The organism is Pseudomonas sp. UF-293, assembly GCF_058245595.1.
This window is the reverse complement of the sequence record NZ_JBSICA010000028.1, coordinates 15,212-36,634: the sequence shown is the minus strand read 5'-3', so window position 1 is coordinate 36,634 and position 21,423 is coordinate 15,212. Positions and strand designations below refer to the sequence as shown.

22 protein-coding genes and 1 pseudogene are annotated in these 21,423 nt (G+C 58.0%); 14 read left to right on the top strand and 9 right to left on the bottom strand.

The window, feature by feature from the left end; all coding sequences use genetic code 11:
- Positions 1 to 43: 43 nt before the first annotated feature.
- Positions 44 to 817: a hypothetical protein gene (locus AC4IHP_RS22750; RefSeq protein WP_490832817.1), complete on the bottom strand. Its 774-nt coding sequence runs from the start codon at positions 815 to 817 to the stop codon at positions 44 to 46.
- A 146-nt stretch (positions 818 to 963) separates the two neighbouring features.
- Between AC4IHP_RS22750 and AC4IHP_RS22745 the strand changes: the two genes are divergently transcribed.
- The 4 genes from AC4IHP_RS22745 to AC4IHP_RS22730 all read left to right on the top strand — a co-directional run bounded on the left by AC4IHP_RS22745 (position 964) and on the right by AC4IHP_RS22730 (position 5,130).
- Positions 964 to 1,500 (top strand): chalcone isomerase family protein, encoded by a 537-nt coding sequence (locus AC4IHP_RS22745; protein ID WP_460118421.1) that lies wholly within the window; start codon positions 964 to 966, stop codon positions 1,498 to 1,500.
- 105 nt (positions 1,501 to 1,605) lie between these two features.
- Complete coding sequence (locus AC4IHP_RS22740) at positions 1,606 to 2,925, top strand: Nramp family divalent metal transporter (protein ID WP_490832816.1); 1,320 nt, start codon at positions 1,606 to 1,608, stop codon at positions 2,923 to 2,925.
- 166 nt (positions 2,926 to 3,091) lie between these two features.
- Positions 3,092 to 4,312 (top strand): putative DNA modification/repair radical SAM protein, encoded by a 1,221-nt coding sequence (locus AC4IHP_RS22735; RefSeq protein ID WP_039762216.1) that lies wholly within the window; start codon positions 3,092 to 3,094, stop codon positions 4,310 to 4,312.
- Entirely contained in the window at positions 4,309 to 5,130 is an 822-nt protein-coding gene (locus AC4IHP_RS22730) for a TIGR03915 family putative DNA repair protein (RefSeq protein WP_490832815.1), read from the top strand. Before AC4IHP_RS22735 ends, AC4IHP_RS22730 begins: the two co-directional genes overlap by 4 nt.
- 148 nt (positions 5,131 to 5,278) lie before the next feature.
- On the opposite strand, the gene AC4IHP_RS22725 is transcribed toward AC4IHP_RS22730, so the two are convergent.
- From AC4IHP_RS22725 to AC4IHP_RS22705, 5 genes are all read right to left on the bottom strand, one after another.
- The gene (locus AC4IHP_RS22725; RefSeq protein WP_016775201.1) at positions 5,279 to 6,298 is read right to left on the bottom strand and encodes a branched-chain amino acid aminotransferase; all 1,020 of its coding nucleotides are present in this window, start codon (positions 6,296 to 6,298) and stop codon (positions 5,279 to 5,281) included.
- 234 nt (positions 6,299 to 6,532) lie between these two features.
- Positions 6,533 to 7,906, bottom strand: coding sequence for a dihydrolipoyl dehydrogenase (gene lpdA, locus AC4IHP_RS22720; protein ID WP_490832814.1), 1,374 nt, complete (start codon positions 7,904 to 7,906; stop codon positions 6,533 to 6,535).
- 4 nt (positions 7,907 to 7,910) lie between these two features.
- Complete coding sequence (locus AC4IHP_RS22715) at positions 7,911 to 9,182, bottom strand: dihydrolipoamide acetyltransferase family protein (protein WP_490832813.1); 1,272 nt, start codon at positions 9,180 to 9,182, stop codon at positions 7,911 to 7,913.
- Positions 9,183 to 10,241, bottom strand: coding sequence for an alpha-ketoacid dehydrogenase subunit beta (locus AC4IHP_RS22710; protein ID WP_007952909.1), 1,059 nt, complete (start codon positions 10,239 to 10,241; stop codon positions 9,183 to 9,185). It abuts the gene before it with no gap.
- Position 10,242: 1 nt separating this feature from the next.
- Entirely contained in the window at positions 10,243 to 11,478 is a 1,236-nt protein-coding gene (locus AC4IHP_RS22705; protein WP_490832812.1) for a 3-methyl-2-oxobutanoate dehydrogenase (2-methylpropanoyl-transferring) subunit alpha, read from the bottom strand.
- A 184-nt stretch (positions 11,479 to 11,662) separates the two neighbouring features.
- On the opposite strand from AC4IHP_RS22705, the gene bkdR reads away from it, so the two are divergent.
- Both bkdR and AC4IHP_RS22695 read left to right on the top strand, forming a co-directional pair.
- Positions 11,663 to 12,151: a Bkd operon transcriptional regulator BkdR gene (gene bkdR / locus AC4IHP_RS22700; RefSeq protein ID WP_039762201.1), complete on the top strand. Its 489-nt coding sequence runs from the start codon at positions 11,663 to 11,665 to the stop codon at positions 12,149 to 12,151.
- Positions 12,152 to 12,277: 126 nt separating this feature from the next.
- Positions 12,278 to 12,994: a class I SAM-dependent methyltransferase gene (locus AC4IHP_RS22695; RefSeq protein WP_460118434.1), complete on the top strand. Its 717-nt coding sequence runs from the start codon at positions 12,278 to 12,280 to the stop codon at positions 12,992 to 12,994.
- A 14-nt stretch (positions 12,995 to 13,008) separates the two neighbouring features.
- Here AC4IHP_RS22695 and AC4IHP_RS22690 read toward each other — a convergent pair whose 3' ends face one another.
- Positions 13,009 to 13,257 (bottom strand): DUF6555 family protein, encoded by a 249-nt coding sequence (locus AC4IHP_RS22690; RefSeq protein ID WP_460118436.1) that lies wholly within the window; start codon positions 13,255 to 13,257, stop codon positions 13,009 to 13,011.
- A gap of 160 nt (positions 13,258 to 13,417) precedes the next feature.
- Here AC4IHP_RS22690 and AC4IHP_RS22685 point away from each other — a divergent pair.
- A pseudogene (locus AC4IHP_RS22685) lies at positions 13,418 to 13,817 on the top strand (ATP-binding protein); the annotation flags it as partial.
- 145 nt (positions 13,818 to 13,962) lie between these two features.
- Here the strand turns inward: AC4IHP_RS22685 and AC4IHP_RS22680 are convergent.
- Complete coding sequence (locus tag AC4IHP_RS22680) at positions 13,963 to 14,730, bottom strand: sulfite exporter TauE/SafE family protein (protein WP_490832811.1); 768 nt, start codon at positions 14,728 to 14,730, stop codon at positions 13,963 to 13,965.
- A 146-nt stretch (positions 14,731 to 14,876) separates the two neighbouring features.
- Positions 14,877 to 15,632 carry a hypothetical protein gene (locus AC4IHP_RS22675; RefSeq protein ID WP_490832810.1) on the bottom strand — a complete coding sequence of 252 codons (756 nt, stop codon included), beginning with the start codon at positions 15,630 to 15,632 and terminating at the stop codon, positions 14,877 to 14,879.
- 142 nt (positions 15,633 to 15,774) lie between these two features.
- Between AC4IHP_RS22675 and AC4IHP_RS22670 the strand changes: the two genes are divergently transcribed.
- The 7 genes from AC4IHP_RS22670 to AC4IHP_RS22640 all read left to right on the top strand — a co-directional run bounded on the left by AC4IHP_RS22670 (position 15,775) and on the right by AC4IHP_RS22640 (position 21,358).
- Positions 15,775 to 16,641, top strand: a complete 867-nt coding sequence (locus tag AC4IHP_RS22670) for a LysR family transcriptional regulator (RefSeq protein WP_490832809.1) — start codon at positions 15,775 to 15,777, stop codon at positions 16,639 to 16,641.
- 124 nt (positions 16,642 to 16,765) lie between these two features.
- A complete protein-coding gene (locus AC4IHP_RS22665) occupies positions 16,766 to 17,326 on the top strand; it encodes a nucleotidyltransferase family protein (protein ID WP_490832808.1) in 561 nt (186 codons plus the stop codon).
- Between the two features lie 41 nt (positions 17,327 to 17,367).
- A complete protein-coding gene (locus AC4IHP_RS22660; RefSeq protein WP_490832807.1) occupies positions 17,368 to 17,802 on the top strand; it encodes an NUDIX hydrolase in 435 nt (144 codons plus the stop codon).
- A gap of 8 nt (positions 17,803 to 17,810) precedes the next feature.
- Entirely contained in the window at positions 17,811 to 18,221 is a 411-nt protein-coding gene (locus AC4IHP_RS22655) for a hypothetical protein (RefSeq protein WP_490832806.1), read from the top strand.
- Positions 18,222 to 18,662: 441 nt separating this feature from the next.
- Complete coding sequence (locus AC4IHP_RS22650; RefSeq protein ID WP_490832805.1) at positions 18,663 to 19,022, top strand: DUF6124 family protein; 360 nt, start codon at positions 18,663 to 18,665, stop codon at positions 19,020 to 19,022.
- A 138-nt stretch (positions 19,023 to 19,160) separates the two neighbouring features.
- Positions 19,161 to 20,702, top strand: coding sequence for a phospholipase effector Tle1 domain-containing protein (locus AC4IHP_RS22645; RefSeq protein WP_490832804.1), 1,542 nt, complete (start codon positions 19,161 to 19,163; stop codon positions 20,700 to 20,702).
- Positions 20,702 to 21,358, top strand: coding sequence for a DUF2931 family protein (locus AC4IHP_RS22640; protein WP_490832803.1), 657 nt, complete (start codon positions 20,702 to 20,704; stop codon positions 21,356 to 21,358). The genes AC4IHP_RS22645 and AC4IHP_RS22640 overlap by 1 nt, the downstream gene beginning before the upstream one ends.
- The last annotated feature ends 65 nt before the right edge of the window (positions 21,359 to 21,423 follow it).

Sequence of the window (21,423 nt, the reverse complement as noted above, 5' to 3'; positions counted from 1 at the left end):
CCCACGGAGCACACCAGGCGTTCCAGCGCGATTCGTCCGGGCGCTATTGTGCTTGCGCCTTCGCCACTGGTCGCGCCAGCAGCCGTCGGGTCACCCCGAGCATGGCCACAGACACTGCCACTCCCACTGCGAAGCCGCTGAGGCCCATGCTCGGCAGCGTCAAGGCCGACACCAGGCAGAACGCCGAAAACGAATACATGCCGGTCGCCGTTGCGCGCAATAACGCAGCGGTAAAAGCCGGGCCTCGGGTTTGTTGCGAGAACACCGCCATGACGCTGCCCAGCACCGGGAACACCGCGAGCAGGCCGCTCCAGCGTTCGCCGACGGTGCTCGCCAGCATCGTCACCACCAGCGTCAGCGCCGCGCCGGCGATCATCCGCCAGATCAGTTTGTCCGACTTCGGTGCTGGCCCGTTCAATACTGGATGCACCTCAGGGAACAGATAAGGCGAAGCGAGCAGTGCCACCGCTGCCGCAATCACCGAGAACGGCAAGGACGCCGGAATTACCGACAACACCGCCGCCAGTACGCCCCAAACCGCCAGTGAAATTGTAAGCGCCCATGGCCAATTGGCGCGTTGCGCGACCTGCGCATAGGTGATGCAGAACGCGATCATCGCGAACATTGCCGACAGCGCCGCCACCGCCGATTGCGCGGCAAACTGCGGCCCTTGTTCGATGGCGAGGAAAAACAGGATCGGCCCGACCACCACCGGCAATCCCGACAGCCACCCGGCCACGCTCGGCCCCCAACGTTTGCCCGCCAGGGAAATCAGCAGGAGAAAACCGGGAATCAGCAGCAGTTTGAGGATCAGCACGCGGGTGTCTCCATCGGGTCAGGATGAGCCACGTTAGCACTGCCGATTGAAGATTGCTGCCTATGTTCGCAATTTTTGTATACAAAAATTCAAGCGCGAATCCGGCTATGCTTTGATCATCACAATGCGGCGGAGACGATACGGCGATGAACAGAACACCCAAGCTCGTACGTGGCTGTTGTGGCATCGGCTTGTGGGCCCTGTTGCTGACGCCGACATGGGCCAATTGGCAGGACGCGGTGCCGGGGGCGCAAATCATCGGCAGCGGCGATTTCAGTGTGTTCGGCTTCGACGTTTACAGTGCGCGTCTGTGGAGTGCCGCGCGGCCTCTGGCGGACGGCCAGCCGTTTGCACTGGAGCTGATCTACCGGCGCAAAATTTCGCGAGACGATCTGGTCAGCACCAGCGTCGACGAAATCAAACGTCTCGGCGGCCCCCGTGTCAGTCCGGCACAACTGGCCGATTGGCAGGTGCAGATGCAGCAATCGTTCGTCGATGTGCAGGCCGGCACACGCATCACCGGTGTGTATCTGCCGGGGCAGGGCGCGCGTTTTTTTATCGGCCAGAAGCTTCAGCATGAAATCGACGATCCGCAATTTGCCAAGGCGTTTTTTGATATCTGGCTGGATCCCCGTACGCGCAGTCCCGAGTTGCGCGAGCAGTTGCTGGGCGTGACCCCATAAGATCAGAAGATCGCAGCGCTTCGAAGGCTGCGATCTTTTGCTCTTCAACGCTTTGGTCGAAACGTCTAAGCTGCCGGGCTCCCGTGTTTGTTTCTGGATGTGTGCGTGAAATTCAGTTTGCCCAAAATCGCCACCGCGCCGTTTTGCCCGCCGGAAGTGGCCGGCAGCGTCGCGGTCGATCCTACTGCCTCGTTCTTCAAGCGCGTTTTGCGTTTCGCCGGCCCAGGTTTGCTGGTGTCGATTGGCTACATGGACCCGGGCAACTGGGCGACCGCGATCGAGGCCGGTTCGCGTTTTGGCTACAGCCTGTTGTTCGTGGTGCTGCTGGCGAGCCTGGCCGGCATGGTGGTGCAGTGCCTGTGTTCGCGGCTGGGCATCGCCACTGGTCGCGATCTGGCGCAGCTGTCCCGCGAGCGCTACAGCACGCCGACCGCGCGTTTGCAGTGGGGCTTGGCGGAAATCTCGATCATCGCCACCGACCTCGCCGAGGTGCTTGGCTGCGCCTTGGCATTTCACCTGCTACTCGGCTGTTCGCTGACCTTCGGCATCGCTCTGACGGCGTTCGACACACTGCTGGTGCTGGCCCTGCAGAACCGTGGTTTCCGCCGTCTCGAAGCGATCATGCTGGTGCTGGTCGCGACCATCGGCGTGTGTTTTTTCATTGAACTGTTGCTGATCAAACCCTACTGGCCAGACGTCGCGATGGGCTTCAAACCGTCGCTGTCGGCTATTGGCGATGCTGCGCCGCTGTATCTGGCCATTGGCATCCTCGGCGCCACCGTCATGCCGCATAACCTGTATCTGCACACCTCGATCGTGCAGACGCGGATGATCGGCAAGGACCTGGCGAGCAAGCAGGACGCAGTGAAACTGGCGCGCATCGACACCATCGGTTCGCTGGCCCTGGCGCTGCTGGTCAACGCGGCGATCCTGATTCTCGCAGCGGCGGCGTTTCACCAGTCCGGGCACACCGATGTGGTCGATATTCAGGACGCTTATCACCTGCTTGATCCGCTGGTGGGAGGTGCGCTGGCGAGTGTGTTGTTCGGTGTGGCGCTGCTCGCGTCGGGACAGAGCTCGACTTTTACCGGGACCATCGCCGGGCAGGTGATCATGGAGGGCTATCTGAATCTGCGCATCCCGTGCTGGCAGCGGCGTTTGATCACTCGCGGGCTGGCGCTGATACCGGCGTTCATCGGCGTATGGCTGCTCGGGGATGGCGCGATCGGCAAGTTGCTGGTGTTGAGCCAGGTCGTGCTCAGCCTGCAACTGCCGTTCGCCTTGTACCCGCTGATTCGCATGACCAACGACCGGCAATTGATGGGGCCGTTCGTCAATCGCTGGCCGACGCGGGTGCTGGCGTGGGGGCTGTTTGTATTGATCAGCGGGGCGAATTGCTGGTTGATCTTGCAATGGGCGGTTTGATCGCTGAGTAGCGGTGACTGGCAGGGCCTCTTCGCGAGCAGGCTCGCTCCCACTGGTTGCGCGGTTGGTCGCAATTCAGATGGCCAGCCGACGAGGGGTCATCCATCAACTTGTTTCGCGGCGGGCGAGCCTATACTGTATATGCACACAGTAAAGAGTCCGCGCCATGCAAATCATCGACAAGCTCAGCATCCTCGCCGACGCCGCCAAGTACGACGCCTCCTGCGCCAGCAGTGGTGCGCCCAAGCGCAGCTCCGAGGGCAAGAGCGGGCTCGGTTCGACGGATGGCATGGGCATTTGTCACAGCTACACGCCGGACGGGCGTTGTGTGTCGTTGCTGAAAATTCTGCTGACCAACTTCTGCCTTTACGATTGCCAGTACTGCGTCAACCGCCGTTCCAGCGACGTGCCGCGTGCGCGCTTCACCCCGGAAGAAGTCGTGACGCTGACCATGGATTTCTACCGGCGCAACTGCGTCAGCGGCCTGTTTCTCAGCTCCGGAATCATCCGCTCGGCGGACTACACCATGGAGCAACTGGTGCGCGTGGCGAAGTTGCTGCGTGAAGAGCACGAATTTCGCGGCTACATCCATTTGAAGACCATTCCGGAAGCCGATCCGGCCTTGATCGAGGAGGCTGGGCGTTACGCCGACCGCCTCAGCGTCAACATCGAACTGCCCACCGACGCCAGCCTGCAGACACTGGCGCCGGAGAAGGACATCACTTCCATCAAGCAAGCGATGAACACCATCTACACCGGCGTGCAAACAGTATTGAACGAGCCGCGCTCGGCAAAATTCGCCCCGGCCGGACAAAGCACGCAATTGATCGTCGGTGCCGATGACACCGACGACAGCACCATCCTCCACAGCGCTCAATCCCTGTATGGCAACTTCCGTTTGCGCCGGGTCTATTACTCGGCATTCAGCCCGATCCCCGACAGCCCGAAAAGCGTACCGCTCGCCGCGCCGCCGCTGATGCGCGAGCACCGTTTGTATCAGGCTGATTTCCTCCTGCGCAGCTACGGCTACAGCGCAGATGAATTACTCAAGGGGCCGGGCAATCTGGCGCTCGACATCGACCCGAAGCTGGCCTGGGCGCTGGAAAATCGCGAAGTGTTCCCGCTGGACCTCAACCGTGCCGACGCATCGCTGATCGCGCGCATTCCCGGCATCGGTTTGCGTACCACCGAGCGCCTGGTCGAGCTGCGCCGCCAGCGCCGCATCCGTTACGAAGACGTAGCGCGGATGCGCTGTGTGCTGGCCAAGGCCAAGCCGTTCATCATCACCAGCGATTACCACCCGCAGCAGGCAGAAGTCACCAGCCATATGCTCTACCAGCAATTGCGTGACCGGCCGATGCCGCAGCAGATGGGGTTGTGGGGATGATCAGTCTTGATTGCGATGATCTGTTCGACACCTGGCGCCAGCAGGCGCGCTGGTTGCTCAGCCATGAAATCGATCCGAGTCTGGTGAGCTGGGCGGCGGAGGGCGTTGGCGATCTGTTTGCCAGTGATGATCATGTTCCCGAAGGGCAGGGGCCGTTTCAGGCGCGTATTCCGCGCGCGCTGCTCGACACCCTCGAACAAGCGGCGCGCTTTCGCGGCGAGCAACGCTGGAGCTTGTTGTATGAAGTGCTGTGGCGCGTCAGTCATGGCGACCGTACGGCGATGATGGCCGGCGATAAACTCGGCAGCGAGTTGCAGCGCCGCATCAAGCAGGTCAGCCGCGAGGCCCATCATCTGCATGCATTCGTGCGTTTCATCGAGCGGCCGAAGGATCTGCCCGGCCCGCAATACGTGGCGTGGCACGAGCCGGCCCATGACATCCTGCACAGCGCCAGCGAGCATTTCATCGGGCGCATGGGCCAGCATCGCTGGTTGATCGCCACGCCGCGCGATGGTGTGTACTACGACGGTGAGCAGTTGATTCACGAGCGCCAGTGCCCGATCGAATGGCAACAGCTGGCGCAGAATGTCGACGACCCGCATGGCGATCTTTGGTTGACCTACTACAGCCACATCTTCAACCCGGCGCGGTTGAACCCGAAGGTCATGCAGGGGCATCTGCCGGTTCGTTTCTGGAAGAACCTGCCGGAGGGTGAATTGATCCCGGGATTGATCACCCAGGCGCGGATGGGCAAGCAGCAGAATGGGCAGGCGAGTGGGATTGCCAGTCGAGCCGGGAAGCGGATTGCTTTGAAATAGAAGATCAAAAGATCGCAGCCTTCGGCAGCTCCTACACGGTCTCTGTAGGAGCTGCCGAAGGCTGCGATCTTTTGACTTTTTGTAGCCCAATAAAAAGCCCTCCATCAATCACTCAATGGAGGGCTTTTCCACATCAATAACTGTCAATTCAAACTTTGACGATCCAGCCCGCTGGCGCTTCGATGTCGCCGGTCTGCACGCCAGTCAGCTCTTTGTAGAGCTGCTGGGTCACCGGGCCTACCTCGGTTTCGCTATGGAATACATGCAGATGATCGTTGTAGCTGATGCCACCAATCGGCGTGATCACTGCTGCGGTACCGCAGGCACCGGCTTCCTTGAAGTCCGACAGCTTATCGATCAGCACGTCGCCTTCAACCACTTCCAGGCCCAGACGCGATTTGGCCAGTTCGATCAGCGACAGGCGGGTGATGCCTGGCAGGACCGACGGCGAGTTCGGGGTTACGAACTTGTTGTCGTGGGTGATCCCGAAGAAGTTGGCCGAACCGACTTCCTCGATCTTGGTGTGGGTCATCGGATCGAGGTAGATCGCGTCGGCGAAGTTGGCTTTCTTGGCCTTCGAGCCCGGCATCAGGCTGGCGGCGTAGTTGCCGCCGACCTTGGCCGCACCGGTGCCTTGTGGGGCCGCGCGGTCGTAGCTGGAGATCTGGAAGTTGTGCGGGGTCAGGCCGCCCTTGAAGTAGGCGCCGACCGGAATGCAGAAGATCGAGAAGATGAACTCGGGCGCGGTGCGTACGCCGATGTTGTCACCAACGCCGATTACGAACGGGCGCAGGTACAGCGCGCCGCCGGTGCCGTACGGCGGGATGAAACGCTCGTTGGCGCGGACCACGGCTTTGCAGGCTTCGATGAACTGCTCGGTATCGACCGTCGGCATCAGCAGACGCGCGCAGCTGCGTTGCATGCGCAGGGCGTTCTGGTCCGGGCGGAACAGGTTGATCGAACCGTCCTTGCAACGATAGGCCTTCATGCCTTCGAAGCACTGCTGACCATAGTGAAGGGCTGTGGAGCCTTCGCTGATGTGCAGGACGTTATCTTCGGTCAGGGTGCCTTTGTCCCACTCGCCATCGCGAAAGTACGACAGATAGCGCTTGTCGGTCTTGATGTAGTCAAAACCCAGCTTGTCCCAATTGATGCTTTCGTTACCCATGACACCCTCTATCACTGAACAACCGCCGAAACGGTTCAAGGCTTCTGACGTTTTTTTGGATGGGCACAACAATACTTCATTCTTGAGCGGTTTCGCAGCCCGGACTATCGGATGACGCTCAGATAAATAGTGTTGCCCTTAAGAATTCGCGAGCAGGCTCGCTCCCACAGGGGGAATGCATTTCAAATGTGGGAGCGAGCCTGCTCGCGAAGGGGCCATCACTGCCACCGCACATCACAGATGCAGCGCATGCCCCAGCGCACGCAACGCCGCTTCCTGCACCGCTTCGCCCAAGGTTGGGTGCGCATGAATGGTGCCGCCGATGTCTTCCAGCCGCGCGCCCATTTCCAGGCTTTGTGCAAACGCCGTCGACAATTCGGAAACCCCAACGCCCACCGCTTGCCAACCGACAATCACATGATTATCCCGACGAGCAACCACGCGCACGAAGCCGCTTTTCGATTCCAGGGTCATCGCCCGGCCGTTGGCGGCGAACGGGAAGCTGGAAACGATGCAGTCCACGCCGGCCGCCTTGGCTTCGTCCGGGGTCTTGCCGACCACCACCAGTTCCGGGTCGGTAAAACACACGGCAGCGATGGCGGTGGGGGTGAACTCACGGGTTTTGCCGCTGATCAGCTCGGCAACCATCTCGCCTTGGGCCATGGCGCGGTGAGCAAGCATCGGTTCGCCGCTGACATCGCCAATGGCGTAGACATTGCGCATGCTGGTCTGGCAACGGCTGTCTATCTTGATCGCCGAACCGTTCATATCGAGGTTCAGCGCTTCGAGATTGAAGCCTTGAGTATTGGGTTTGCGTCCGACCGCAACCAGCACCTGATCAGTTTCCAGGTTCAAGGTTTCGCCCTCGGGATCGCGCACCTGCAATGTGCCGTCGAAACCCAGCACGCTGTGCTTGAGGTACAGCTTCACGCCCAGGTGCTTCAGCGCTTCATGTACCGGTTGCGTCAGTTCTGCGTCATAGGCCGGCAGAATCCGGTCCTGCGCCTCGACCACGCTGACGTCGGCGCCGAGCTTGCGATAGGCAATGCCCAATTCCAGGCCGATGTAACCACCGCCGACCACGACCAGGCGTTTTGGCACGGACGTCGGCGCCAGCGCTTCGGTGGAGGAGATGATCGGCCCGCCAATCGGCAGGATCGGCAGGTTGACGCTGGTCGAACCGGTGGCCAGCACCAGATGCTCGCACTGGATGCGCGTATCGCCGACTTCCACGGTTTTGCCATCGATGATTTTTGCCCAGCCATTGACGACCTGGACCTTGTTCTTCTTCAGCAGCGCAGCGACTCCAGTGGTCAGGCGATCAACGATGCCGTCCTTCCACTCAACGCTTTTGCTGATATCCAGGGTCGGCGCGGCAACGCTGATGCCGAGTGCCGAATGCTGACTGTGATGCTGCGTCTGGTGGAACTGCTCAGCCACATGAATCAGCGCTTTTGACGGAATGCAGCCGATATTCAGGCAGGTGCCGCCCAACGATTGGCCTTCGACCAAAATGGTCGGAATACCCAATTGCCCGGCGCGGATCGCGGTGACGTAACCGCCGGGGCCGCCGCCGATGATCAGCAGCGTGGTGTTCAGAGATTGCATTCCATTACTCCACAAACAAGGTAGCGGGTTGTTCGAGCAAGCCACGGATGGCCTGAATGAAGAGCGCCGCATCCATGCCATCGACCACGCGGTGATCGAAGGAGCTGGAGAGGTTCATCATCTTGCGGATCACCACTTGGCCTTTGACCACCATTGGCCGCTCGACGATTTTGTTCACGCCGACGATGGCCACTTCCGGCAGGTTCAGCACCGGCGTGCTGACAATACCGCCCAACGCGCCGAGGCTGGTCAGGGTGATGCTCGAGCCGGACAGTTCATCGCGGCTGGCCTTGCCATTGCGCGCGGCGTTGGCCAGGCGCGAGATCTCGGCGGCGCTGTCCCACAGGCTGCGCGCTTCGGCGTGACGCACGACTGGCACCATCAGCCCGACATCGCTTTGCGTGGCGACACCGACATGCACCGCGCCGAGGCGGGTGATGACTTGCGCTTCGTCGTCGTAACGGGCGTTCATCTGCGGGAAGTCGCGCAGGGCCACAACCAGCGCGCGAACGAGGAACGGCAGCAAGGTCAACTTGCCACGACTGGCGCCGTGCTTTTCATTCAGATGCGCGCGCAGTTCTTCGATCGCGGTGACGTCGATTTCCTCGACGTAGCTGAAATGCGCGGCACGCTGAGTAGCATCCTGCATGCGTTGAGCGATCTTGCGGCGCATGCCGATCACTTGAATCTGTTCTTCGTCGTTGCGTTGGGCGTAAGCGGCAGCTGGCGCCGAAGCGTTCGACTGACCTTGCGCCAGATAAGCCTCGAGGTCTTCGTGTAGCACACGCCCGGCCGGGCCGGTGCCGCGAACCAGACGCAACTGGATGCCCAGATCCAACGCGTGTTTGCGCACGGCCGGCGAGGCGAGCGGGCGTTCGTTGGCTTCGCGAGCAACTATCGGACCCTGGCAAACGGCAGCCGGACGTGGTGCAGCGGCTGCGGCGGGTTTGCTTTCGACAGCGGCTTCAACTTTCGGCGCAACCGGTGCTTCTTTCACTGGAGCGGGTGCGGCGGACACTTTGAGGTTGCCGGCACCCTCAACCTCGATGCTGATCAGCACACTGCCGACCGCCATCACTTCACCCGGCTGACCTCCAAGGGCAATCACTTTCCCGTGCACTGGCGACGGAATATCGACCATCGCCTTGTCGGTCATCACATCCGCCAGCACCTGGTCTTCAACCACCAGATCGCCAACCTTGACGTGCCACTGCGACAGTTCTACTTCTGCGATGCCTTCGCCGATGTCCGGCATCTTGATAACGTGCGTGCCCATTCAGACCTCCATGACCCGTTTCAACGCCGCACCCACTCGGGACGGCCCTGGGAAATACGCCCACTCCTGCGCGTGCGGGTAGGGCGTGTCCCAACCGGTGACGCGTTCGATCGGCGCTTCCAGGTGATGGAAGCAGTGCTCTTGCACCAGCGACACCAGTTCGGCGCCGAAACCGCAAGTGCGGGTGGCTTCGTGAACCACCACGCAGCGGCCGGTTTTCTTCACTGACTTGACGATGGTTTCCAGGTCCAGCGGCCACAGGCTGCGCAGGTCGATGACCTCGGCATCCACGCCTGACTCTTCGGCAGCCACTTGCGACACATAAACGGTGGTGCCGTAAGTCAGCACGGTCACGTCCTTGCCCGGACGGGTGATCGCAGCGACGTCCAGCGGCACGGTGTAATAGCCGTCCGGCACTTGCGCGGCAGGGTGTTTCGACCACGGGGTTACCGGGCGGTCGTGATGGCCGTCGAACGGGCCGTTGTACAGGCGTTTCGGCTCAAGGAAGATCACCGGGTCATCGTTTTCGATGGAGGCGATCAGCAGACCTTTGGCGTCATACGGGTTGGACGGCATCACCGTACGCAGACCGCAGACCTGAGTGAACATCGCCTCGATGCTCTGGCTGTGAGTCTGACCGCCGTAGATACCGCCGCCGCACGGCATGCGCAGGGTCATCGGTGCGGTGAACTCGCCGGCCGAGCGATAACGCAGGCGTGCCGCTTCGGAAATGATCTGGTCGGAAGCAGGGTAGACGTAGTCGGCGAACTGGATTTCTGCGACCGGACGCAAACCGTAGGCGCCCATGCCAACGGCCACGCCGACGATGCCGCTTTCCGAAATCGGCGCGTCGAACACCCGCGAGGTGCCGTACTTGGTCTGCAGGCCTTCGGTGCAGCGGAACACACCGCCGAAGTAACCGACGTCCTGGCCGAAGACGACGACGTTGTCATCACGCTCAAGCATCACATCCATGGCCGAGCGCAGGGCCTGGATCATGGTCATGGTGGTCGTGGTCATGGCGGTTTCCAACTGAATATTGTTGTTGTGATCGTTCATGTCAGATCCCCAACTGCTGACGCTGGCGCTTCAAGTGCTCCGGCATCTCTTTGTAGACGTCTTCGAACATGGTCGCGGCGCTCGGAATCTGGCCACCGGCGAGGGTGCCGTACTGTTCGGCCTGTTTCTGCGCGGCGATGACTTCGGCTTCGAGGTCGGCGCTGACGGTGGCGTGCTCTTCCTCGGACCAGTGGCCGGCTTTGATCAGGTGTTGTTTCAGGCGCGCAATCGGATCGCCGAGAGGGAAGTGGCTCCAGTCATCGGCGGGGCGGTATTTCGAGGGATCGTCGGAGGTCGAGTGCGGGCCGGCGCGGTAGGTGACCCATTCGATCATGGTCGGGCCGAGATTGCGCCGGGCGCGTTCGGCAGCCCAGGCGGAAGCGGCGTAGACGGCGTAGAAGTCGTTGCCGTCGACACGCAGCGAAGCGATGCCGCAACCGACGCCGCGTCCGGCGAAGGTGGTGGCTTCACCACCGGCAATCGCCTGGAAGGTGGAAATCGCCCACTGATTGTTGACGACGTTAAGAATCACCGGCGCGCGGTAAACGTGGGCGAAGGTCAGGGCGGTGTGGAAGTCGGATTCGGCGGTGGCGCCGTCACCAATCCACGCCGAGGCGATTTTGGTGTCGCCCTTGATCGCCGAGGCCATGCCCCAGCCGACGCCTTGAATGAACTGGGTGGCGAGGTTGCCGGAAATGGTGAAGAACCCGGCGTCCTTGACCGAATACATGATCGGCAACTGGCGGCCCTTGAGCGGATCGCGCTCGTTGGACAGCAACTGGCAGATCAGGTCGACCAGCGGCACATCGCGGGCCATCAGGATGCTTTGCTGGCGGTAGGTCGGGAAGCACATATCGTCGATGTTCAGTGCCAACGCCTGGGCGCTGCCGATGGCTTCTTCGCCGAGGCTCTGCATGTAGAACGACATCTTTTTCTGCCGCTGGGCGACGACCATGCGGTTGTCGTAGATGCGCGTCTTGAGCATCGCGCGCATGCCTTTGCGCAGAATCTCGACCGGCACGTTTTCAGCCCAGGGGCCGAGGGCGTTGCCCTGATCGTCAACCACGCGAATCAGGCCCCGCGCCAGGTCGGCGGTGTCGGCAGGTTCTACATCGATTGGAGGTTTGCGCACCGTACCGGCATCGGTCAGATGCAGGTAGGAAAAGTCGGTTTTGCAGCCGGGACGGCCCGAGGGTTCAGGGACGTGCAGGCGCAGCGGTTCATACGCTTGGGTCATGGCTTCTACGCTCGATCTTGTGAATTTCTTGTAGTGAGCTGGCAGTCATTCCGGGATGAGGAAATCTTGTCCTACAACAATCATAGGCGCGGGCAAGAAGAATATTTCTCTGTGTTTCGTTGCACTGGCGGCCATTTGCAGATAGAAATTCTGCATAAACATAAAAAACAGGTGGTTTTGTCTCATGCGCAAACTGGACCGTACCGATATCGGCATTCTCAACAGCCTTCAGGAGAACGCACGCATCACCAACGCTGACCTCGCTCGCTCGGTGAACCTGTCGCCGACGCCATGCTTCAACCGGGTCAAGGCAATGGAAGAATTGGGCCTGATTCGTGAGCAGGTAACGCTGCTTGACGCTGATCTGTTGGGGCTGCACGTCAACGTGTTCATTCACGTCAGCCTGGAGAAACAGGTGGAAGAAGCGCTGCAGCATTTCGAGGAAGCGATCTCGGATCGCCCCGAGGTCATGGAGTGCTATCTGATGGCCGGCGATCCGGATTATCTGATCCGCGTGCTGGTGCCGAGCATCCAGTCGCTGGAACGCTTCATGATGGATTTTCTGACCAAGGTGCCCGGCGTCGCCAACATCCGCTCGAGCTTTGCCCTCAAGCAGGTTCGCTACAAGACTGCGCTGCCCTTGCCGGCGAATGGATTGACGTTGGGCACCTGAGCGCTCCGGCAGACCTGACGACGGCGTGCCTGCGTATTCCCCAGCGGAATATCCCCCATGAAATCATTGGATTTTTCTTCCTTATGCTCATGGCGTAGCGTGCCATCAAGGACAAGGAGAATCCCCATGACCCAACTCGCCCTCGATCCCGCCGGCAAATTCGACAACTCCAGAGCCAATGAATACGCCAGGCAAAGCCGCATTGCCCTGGCCGGGTACGACGCCTGTCACGACCTGTCCGCCTGCATGTTGGCCGCCAGCCTCGGCCCGTCGCGCTCGGCAAAAGTGCTGGTGGTCGGTGCCGGCGGCACAGCGCAGGAAATCATCGCCATGGCCGCGCTGGAGCCAAGCTGGAATTTCACTGCAGTGGACCCTTCCGAGCCGATGCTGAGTGCCGCCACCGAGCACTTGCGCGCCAATGATCTGTTGCACAGAACCCGAGTACATCTCGGCCATGTCGAAGACTTGCCGGCAGACGCGTCCTTCGATGCCGCGACGCTGATCGGCGTGCTGCATCACTTGGGCGGCGACACGGCCAAGCAACAGATCCTGCAATCCATTCACGCCCGGCTCAAACCCGGCGCGCCGTTGATCGTCGCCGGCAATCATTACGCTTACGAAAGTCAGCCGTTGCTGCTCCAAGCCTGGAGCCAGCGCTGGCGACAGCAGGGCGCCACCGCCGAGGAGGTGCAGGCGAAACTCGGGAAGATTTTGCAGGGCGCTGATCCGCCGCACTCGGAGGCGGCGGTTCAGGCGTTGTTGCAACACGCGGGGTTCGGTGAGGCGACGCGGTTTTTCAGTAGTCTGTTCTGGGGCGCCTGGCTGACATGCAGGGTGGCTTGAGCCGCGCCGTTTGCCTATGCCTCCGTCCAGTCCAGTGCTGCGGTTTCGCGCCACTTCACATGGGTGATGCCGTAGCGCTCGGCCTGGGGTTTGGAAACGACTTTCAACGGCGGTTTGCCCGGTTTTGGAATCGGCGCAATACCGGCGTCACAGCTCGCCCAATGCCAAGCGTCGGCGTTGCGCATACTTTTGGCGCGGATGACGAATGATTTTGGCTGGTCGTGCAGTTTGTATTCGATGACGAAAATATCGGTGCTACGCATGAGTTCCTCCTTACGCTCATACGTAAATGATTTTGTCCGACAAAAAAAATTCAAAGGATTTTCTGGCCAGGTGATCAGCGACACAAAACGCTCTGGAACGCGGTTCTCCAAGGATTCTCAGGAGCCGGGAAACCTGCTCGCCGATCAACACATGGGCGCCGCCGGGGTGCGCGGCCCGGCGCGTCTCGCCACGTTGCGCCTGGTGGCCTCGCAGGCCCGCGATCTCGCTGGACAACGCGCGTCTGTATCGCGACCTCGCCGAGCGCGAAGCGCAGATCCGCCGGCTGGTCCCCGCCAACATCATCGTTTGGAGCGTGGAAGGGCAAATCATCGAGGCCAACGACGCGTTCCTGCGCATGGTCGGTTACACCCGTGACGAGTTGCTTTCGGGCGGTGTGCATTGGCGTGACATGACCCCGCCGGCGATGTGCGCCAACAGCGATGTCGCCACCGGGCTGGGCATGGGGTTGTCGATCTGCCGCACGATCATTGAAAGTCACGGCGGACGGTTGTGGGCCGAGCGCAGTGAGCCGAGGGGCGCGCGGGTGGTGTTTGAGTTGCCGCGTTGCCTGGATCAATAACCCGGCTATCCGGGCGTCGCACCCGGGTGCGTCTCAATCGCTTGCTGAGCGTCGAAGAACTGGCCGAGGTGGTGCACCTGAGCCCGGCAATTCACCCGCGTATTCAGTATGAGGCGACCAGTGTCTACGAAAAAATATTGATCCCCATCCTGCCTATCAGAAATACGAGCAGGATCAGGAAAAAAACTCTGATGAAACTGCTTCCATAACGTAATGCCAGAAAAACACCGGTCAGTGCGCCGGCCATATTGCATAAGGCAACCACGCCGCCAATCGCCCACAAGACGTTACCGGAGGGGATAAAAAAAATAAGCGCAGCGCTGAACGTCCCCAGATTGACCAGTTTTGCAGAGGCTGATGCATTGAGGAAATCAAAGCCAAAGACCTTGACGAAGATAAACAGCAGCAGGCTGCCACTGCCCGGACCGAAGACACCATCGTAGAAACCGATCAGACTGCCAAAGAATACTCCAAGGCAAATATCTTTCGTTCCGAAGTGTCGGCCTTGGCCTGCCAAACCAAGTTTTTTCTCCATAAACGTGTAGATAGCCATGACTATCAATATGAAAAAGACAACGACCTCCATCAATCTTTTAGGGACAAGGGATACTGAGAGAGCGCCGAGAAAAGAAAATAAAAAAGCGGCGAGCATGGTCGGAAGCATTAAATTCCAGCGGATTTTTATGCGCTTCAAGTAACCCGATATTGATGAAATATTGCCTGCCAGAACGGCCAGTTTGTTGGTGCCGAAAATGGTGGCAAGACTGTACTGCGGTAGAGCATGTAGAAGTGCTGGCACCTGAACCAGGCCTCCGCCACCGACCGCAGCGTCTATCAGGCCACCACAGAACGCGAAGAAACCCAGCGCAAGAACAGCGTGTTCAACATCCATGCGATAGATCCCTGCGGAACGTCGTTTTAGCCGGAAGGTTCATGAGTCGCTCGTGGTCTTATATTGAATATCGTTAAAACATGCCGATCATTCTTCAACTTCAAGTTGCGAGAGTTTTATCGGCGTGTTTTGTCAGTCAATAGATGTCAAGAGGTCATAATCCGATGCATGGCGGAGAATGCATTGCCGACTCTTTCATTGTAATTGAGCATGATGCCCTTCAGGCGCGCAGGTTTGAATTCCAAACCTACCGTCCGACCGTAAGCTTGCGCGGCCGCCAAGGCATGCAATCCGTGTTTATTCTCAACTTCACCGGAGTGGCCCATTACGTAGCCTTTGGCATTACGCAGGCTCTGCGTGTTTGTTCCAACCCAGGCTGACGCACCAAAAGCTGCAGTCATGTAGTTGTACATTCCGTCATGGCCCTGATGTCCAAGACCGAAATCATCTTTCGCCACTTCATGCATATGCGCCATGACATTGTGGTACCCCTCACGTCTGTCGGGAGATACCGATATCGCATCCGCCGACAGGCGCATGATGATTTTTGCCGAGACAAGGCTGGTGGTTCTATGGGTTTCATTCCACCCATTGAAAAAGCTTAATACCGACGAATCTATTGCTGGTTTTTCGAGAAACGCCCTGAATGCGCTTTCAGCCGCCAGTTGCGCGTCTTGCGTGATGGAATGATTGAGTACCTCAAGCATGGCGTCCTGTACCTCAGCAACGTTCCCGACGCAGGCCAGCAAAGGTTGACGCCGTTGGTTTTCTTCTAAGGTACGTCCGGGAATTTTCAAGTTGCGTATGTGCCTGGGCAGGGCCTGGATAAATGTCTCGCCAAATTCTTGCATGGATTTATGTTCAAGCGGTTCCATACGACTCTGTGCCGATGCTGAGCTCATGATGTGTCCTTCTCCCTAAAGACCTATGAAATGTTTGGTTTTGATGCACTTTTTGCCTTGCAGCGGCGAAATTAGCCCGGTTTGTTGGTCTCCGACAAGTGACTTATACTGACCAAATCATTCATTTTTAATGAGCGTTTACATGGAGTTGTCGCAACTGATCATGTTCAAGGCAGTAGCCGATCTGGGCAGTATTGTTCGTGCCTCGGAACGATTGCATTGCGTGCCGTCCAACATCACCAACCGCATCAAGCTTTTGGAGCGTGAGCTTGGAGTTGACCTGTTTATAAGGAAAGGCAGAGGTTTGATCATCAGCCCTTCAGGTCGGCTTTTTCTCGGCTACACCAACAAAATCCTTTCTTTGTGCGAAGAATCGCAACGAGCGCTTGATCCGCTGTCAGCTCCTTCGGGAGAACTCAGGATTGGTGCCATAGAGTCATCCGCTACCGGCCGGTTACCCAAAGTGCTATCCAGGTTTCATCAACTCTACCCGGCTGTACAAATGCAATTCAGCACTGGCGATTGGTCACAATTATCCGCCGAAGTGGTCAACTACACATTGGACGGGGCAATAATTGCCGTCAGGCCAGAACATCCGGACATCGAGAGTCTGGAGATCTATGAAGAGGATCTAGTGGTGATTGCCTCGCCGTCCGCGGGGGTGATAAACCAGCCAGAGGACCTGCACGGTGTGGATTTATTCATGTGGCCTGAAGGATGTCCCTACAGAAAGGCTTTGCTAACCTGGCTGGAGCGGTACAAAGTTTTCAACCCGATAACAAGCATAGCCAGTTATGGCACCATCCTTGGCTGCGTAAGTTCAGGCGCCGGGATTTCGTTGGTGCCGAGAGGCATGTTTGAACAGTTCCGCCAGCTCGGCGGTATTCAAGGATTCTTCTTCAATGACTTAAAGCCTGTGCAGAATTATTTTATCTGGAACAGGCACGTTGAATCTCATCGCGCAAAAGACAAGTTTGCCGATTTGCTCAAGGAAGAGTTCAAGGTTTGAGCAGTGGGCGGCAGTTGGCCCTATCCTGCAAAGTTCGCCTGCACTCGCCATTCAGCACAAGGGACCGAGCGCTTACAGAGACCACTGATAGGCTCTCGCAACCATGGTCATTGGATTTAAATAAATGAATCTGGAAGCGCAACTGCGGGATTTGATTGCTGAAGATCCCGTCCGCATGCACATCCTGCGCATAGTCAGAGATCTCAACTTGCCGGACTGCTGGGTTGCCGCAGGTTTTGTGCGCAGCCTGGTTTGGGATCATCTGCATCAGCGCCAACCTTCGCCGTTGCCCGAGGACATTGATGTCGTATGGTTTGACAAAGCATGTGCCAGCGCGCAAACAGACCTGGCCGTGGAGGTAGAGCTTGCAGCACTGTGCAGCGGCTTGAACTGGTCGGTGAAAAACCAGGCACGCATGCACCAGCGGAACGCCGATGCGCCCTATGGGGCGGCTGCCGATGCAATGACGTTCTGGCCGGAAACTGCTACGGCAGTAGGGGTCAGGCTTGATCGGCATGGTGCGATAGAGGTTTCGGCGCCGTTGGGGCTAGAGGATTTGTTTGCGCTGAAAGTGCGGCCAACCGCCCGATTTGAAAGTGATAAAAACGCGGTGTTTGAGGAGCGCATGCAATCGAAGAGATGGCTCGAGATCTGGCCGAAGTTGACGCTCGTAACGCAGGGTTGATGCCACCCCGATGGATCATTTAAACCGATAAGGAAATCTTTATGCATCCCGACAAGGCCTGTCCTGTTGTGCTTTGTTTCGCACAGCGCCCGCGAATCCTGCTGTTTCGACATCCACAGGCCGGGGTGCAGTTGGTAAAAGGAACCATTGAGCGCGGAGAAACACCCGCCCAGGCCGCTTTGCGAGAATTGGCGCAAGAGTCCGGTATTGAGAATGCGACAATCGCGCAGGATTTGGGATGCTGGGAGTCTGGCCACCACGGACAAGTCTGGTCGTTCCAACTTTGCGAGGTGCGTGAGCCACTGCCAGAGCGATGGTCTCACCAGACACTGGATGATCATGGGCATGTTTTCGAGTTTTTCTGGGCCTCGCTCGATGAGTTACCGTATGACGATTGCCGTCCTGTGTTTCGTCGAGCGCTGGGATTTTTGGATGAGATTTTGAAGTATCAAGGACAACGAGGGACAGACGACTGAGGAGCAAAATGGAAATCAACCGGCTGCTTAAGAAGCGACAGTTGAATGTGCAGGAACAGAATGCCGTGACTGCCCACCGCCTGATGACGACCGCAAGATTCTGGCGTAATGCCGGTCTTCCCATTGCCTTGGTTGGTTATGGTGAAAGCCAGGGCATCGACTGGGCGGGCACCGTGGTACTTGAACTGGAAGTCGATTTCCCCGGCATGCCAAGGCTGCATGGCTTGATCCTGAATCAGGCAGAACGGTTCATAGCCTTCGAAATTGACACCGACATCGACCACCAATGTGTGAAAGCTGTGGAGCGATGGGAAGATGTAACTTCAATTCAGAACCATGCGGTTTCCCAGCGCGGCACTGGTAAAGGTTTCGCTGTAATTGCTCTTCAGGTCAGACGGGAAATTTCAGGATCGCGATAGGCAAGGATCGCCGGGAACCTCAGCACAATCCCCTTGTAGGAGTGAGCCTGCTCGCGATGACGCCAGCCCATTCACTGCCACATAAACAGAAAACTCTCAACCCGTTTAAACAGTAACTCCAGCATTAAGCAAACGGCTACAACGCCTTGCGCCATTCCCTACGACTACGCCAGAATCCGCCGGCTTGTGCGTCTGCCGTTCCCTCCGTAACTTGATTCCTGTCACTGCTCATCAGTGATCGGGTCTGCAAGCCCGTCGGAAATCAGTCGCATAGCCCTGCCAAAGGACACTCGTTCGTGTCCGCTCAATGGCGGCTTTGTGCGGGAGATCTTCGGGTCTGCCGGGTTCCTGATTTCCCGGTCTTGCAGACCCGCACACAGCTGCCACCCATCATCTGCAAGTGATGTTGGTAGCTCCAGACGAATAATCAGGAGTTTCACCATGTTCAAAGTCACACCCAATCCCCCAACCACCGACCCCGCATCCCCCTACGAATCCAGTGCATCGAAAAAGCTCCACGAAGCCGCCGAACGCGCCCTCGATCACCACCTCGGCCCCGCCGAAATCCTGGCCAGCACCAACACCCCGGAACAGATGTTCCTCGCCAACCCGAAATACGACACCGAATCCCTACTGGCCAACGCCAGCGAATCCCTCGGCTCGGCCACCACCATGCTCTACGACTTCGCCGCGCTGCTCGACAACCCGCGCCGCAAGACGTTGCTGGGCATTGCCCAGGTCGTCATGCTCGGCGAAATCGCCGTCAATCAGGCTTTGGACAAAGTCGAAATAGCCAAATAAGCCGCAACGCGACGGGAGCAAAACCCTCGTCGCAATCCCGGGCGCACCATCGCTGGCACACGGCCACGGCTTGCACCACCCGGCCTCGACTGTCACCCTTCGGGCCGTTCTTCAAGGATCAGAACAAGGAATCAAGGATTGAGTGGTTACGTTCCAAATCCGCCGAAAAACTACCGCTACGAACAAGCCAAACCCGTCGACCTACACGCCCAGCATTGGGCCGAGTATGAGAAACACGGGAAAGAGCCCGCGCGCGAACCTGAGAAAATCGGGATTGCGTTGAGGATTGGGGTGTTCTTTGATGGCACGGGCAACAACGCAAACAACTCAGCTGCGGGGTTGTTGTGTGGTGCTCAGCATCCGATTGCGCCTGAGGATATACCAGCTAGCTGCATGCCTTATATGAGTGACCCGGATAGTAGTTATGGTAACGATGTAAGCAATGTAAAAAAGCTGAGTAACCTTTACGATGCAATGCCTGAGGCAATAGGAGAAGGTACCCAGAAGAGTGCTTCTCGCGTCGTTTATGTCGAGGGTATCGGAACGCAGTCCGGGGAAGAAGATAGCAAGCTAGGTGCGGGCACTGGACGGGGAGAAACGGGCGTAGCCAGCAGAGTCGAATCTTCGTTTCCGAGCATTCAACAAGCCATCAGCCGAGCTCTGATCGATAATCCTGGCAGTGAAATTACATCTTTGAAATTTGACGTATTTGGATTCAGTCGCGGCGCGGCTGCTGCGCGGCATTTTGCCAATGAGGTCGTCCGCACTAGCCGCGGCCCACTTGGCATTGTGCTAAGAAACTTGCCACGAGCTTTCAGTCCAAAATTCAACGATCAATACCAAGGCGACATCGACATAGGCTTCATCGGCTTGTTCGACACAGTCCCGTCGATAGCTGGTTGGTCCAATCTCGGAAATATAAGGAGCCCAATCGCGACCGGTATAAAACTCTATCTCGACCGTCGTTTCTTCACCAACGTTGTCCAACTAACTGCGCGCGATGAATGCAGGGCCAACTTCGCACTTAGTCGTGTCAAAGCTGATCATTTGGAAATTACGCTACCGGGCGTACATTCCGATATCGGCGGAGGCTATCTCGAGAGCGCCCAAGAGTGTGTACTGGTAAGCCCCATGCAAACGCTGGTTGTGTCCTTAAACACCGACGTCAAAGCGACGTCAATCTATCGCGATGCACTTGATGCACAAAACCAATGGCTGGCCAAAGGTTGGCCTAAGGCCATGCTGGAAATAGTGACGCCTGAAGCATCGTTGATCCCTAATGAACCTCGGGATCGGCTCAGTCGTACTCAAAAGCGTGTTTATGCTGCTCTTCAGCTCAAGCGCCCGGTGAGCGGCATGCTGTCCAGAGTGTATTTGCGATTGATGCATCGCTTGGCGAAAGAAAAGGGTGCCCGCTTCAACGACATTCCAGATACTCCGGATTTAGCGATTCCGGCAGAGCTTCAAGCGTTGTGCGATAGATTTTTGGCTGGAAATTACAGCGTCACAGCGCAGGAAAACGAATTGCTGAAATTAAAGTACATTCACACCTCCGCCAACTGGAACCATCCATTAGGACGAACAGACGGAGGCGGAATAAACGCGGTTTACATCAACGCACCAACTCAAGACTCCATCCGAGTGCAACATCCACACGTACCTGACTGGACGCTTTGGTGATGAAGATTTATGTAACCATCTTGTTTGCACTTTTTATGTCTGGCTGCCAATCCGCTGATCCGCTGTCCGCCGAATCCGACCCCAAATCGAGTGCATGGGAGCTCGCCTTCACCGAACCGTACTACATGAAGGTATGGGTAGAAGACAGCGCTGTTGAAGACATCAACGGCAAGTTATTTCGACGCACCGGATCGGGAACTGCAGCAGGCGGCGAACCGGAAACCGGTGAAGAATCCGCTCGAGGCTGGCATGCGGTTGGCGCTGCTGCAAAACCGGTGATTGGTGCCGACTTGCCCAAACGTATTTATGTGCGCTGGCAGTCTATTGCCGAATCACAGACCTATCGGGTCTGGATAGATGTGCCGGAAGAAGCCAGGCAACTGATGGCGGCATCGGTTAATCAAAGATGTCCTGAAACTCCGGATGAACAAGCCAGCTATGGCGCCTCGATTTATTTGGGACTGGCGCCCGGAGGCGTCGTGCAGGTGTTTGTTCGCGATGCCTGTCATCGCCCCGTCAAAGTAGCCAGGGCCAAGGCTGAAATCGAGCCGTTGGGACCTAGCCAAGGGAAGAACGAAGGACGCTATGCTTATCCTGTAAGTGAAAAGGCCAAGTGGTATATCGACAAATACGGCATCCCTTACGGTAGTTGGTAACTGGCGTGCCTTGGCATGCAATTGCCACCTTTATCGGAGGCAATTGCGATGCTGCTGATGCGCTA

What these genes read in the sequence shown, in the direction of transcription:
- AC4IHP_RS22745 (WP_460118421.1), top strand. Translation starts at nt 964, where the DNA reads ATGAACAGAACACCCAAGCTCGTACGTGGCTGTTGTGGCATCGGCTTG.
- AC4IHP_RS22735 (WP_039762216.1), top strand. Translation starts at nt 3,092, where the DNA reads ATGCAAATCATCGACAAGCTCAGCATCCTCGCCGACGCCGCCAAGTAC.
- AC4IHP_RS22730 (WP_490832815.1), top strand. Translation starts at nt 4,309, where the DNA reads ATGATCAGTCTTGATTGCGATGATCTGTTCGACACCTGGCGCCAGCAG.
- AC4IHP_RS22725 (WP_016775201.1), bottom strand. Translation starts at nt 6,298, where the DNA reads ATGGGTAACGAAAGCATCAATTGGGACAAGCTGGGTTTTGACTACATC.
- lpdA (WP_490832814.1), bottom strand. Translation starts at nt 7,906, where the DNA reads ATGCAATCTCTGAACACCACGCTGCTGATCATCGGCGGCGGCCCCGGC.
- AC4IHP_RS22715 (WP_490832813.1), bottom strand. Translation starts at nt 9,182, where the DNA reads ATGGGCACGCACGTTATCAAGATGCCGGACATCGGCGAAGGCATCGCA.
- AC4IHP_RS22710 (WP_007952909.1), bottom strand. Translation starts at nt 10,241, where the DNA reads ATGAACGATCACAACAACAATATTCAGTTGGAAACCGCCATGACCACG.
- AC4IHP_RS22705 (WP_490832812.1), bottom strand. Translation starts at nt 11,478, where the DNA reads ATGACCCAAGCGTATGAACCGCTGCGCCTGCACGTCCCTGAACCCTCG.
- bkdR (WP_039762201.1), top strand. Translation starts at nt 11,663, where the DNA reads ATGCGCAAACTGGACCGTACCGATATCGGCATTCTCAACAGCCTTCAG.
- AC4IHP_RS22695 (WP_460118434.1), top strand. Translation starts at nt 12,278, where the DNA reads ATGACCCAACTCGCCCTCGATCCCGCCGGCAAATTCGACAACTCCAGA.
- AC4IHP_RS22690 (WP_460118436.1), bottom strand. Translation starts at nt 13,257, where the DNA reads ATGCGTAGCACCGATATTTTCGTCATCGAATACAAACTGCACGACCAG.
- AC4IHP_RS22680 (WP_490832811.1), bottom strand. Translation starts at nt 14,730, where the DNA reads ATGGATGTTGAACACGCTGTTCTTGCGCTGGGTTTCTTCGCGTTCTGT.
- AC4IHP_RS22675 (WP_490832810.1), bottom strand. Translation starts at nt 15,632, where the DNA reads ATGAGCTCAGCATCGGCACAGAGTCGTATGGAACCGCTTGAACATAAA.
- AC4IHP_RS22670 (WP_490832809.1), top strand. Translation starts at nt 15,775, where the DNA reads ATGGAGTTGTCGCAACTGATCATGTTCAAGGCAGTAGCCGATCTGGGC.
- AC4IHP_RS22665 (WP_490832808.1), top strand. Translation starts at nt 16,766, where the DNA reads ATGAATCTGGAAGCGCAACTGCGGGATTTGATTGCTGAAGATCCCGTC.
- AC4IHP_RS22660 (WP_490832807.1), top strand. Translation starts at nt 17,368, where the DNA reads ATGCATCCCGACAAGGCCTGTCCTGTTGTGCTTTGTTTCGCACAGCGC.
- AC4IHP_RS22655 (WP_490832806.1), top strand. Translation starts at nt 17,811, where the DNA reads ATGGAAATCAACCGGCTGCTTAAGAAGCGACAGTTGAATGTGCAGGAA.
- AC4IHP_RS22650 (WP_490832805.1), top strand. Translation starts at nt 18,663, where the DNA reads ATGTTCAAAGTCACACCCAATCCCCCAACCACCGACCCCGCATCCCCC.
- AC4IHP_RS22640 (WP_490832803.1), top strand. Translation starts at nt 20,702, where the DNA reads ATGAAGATTTATGTAACCATCTTGTTTGCACTTTTTATGTCTGGCTGC.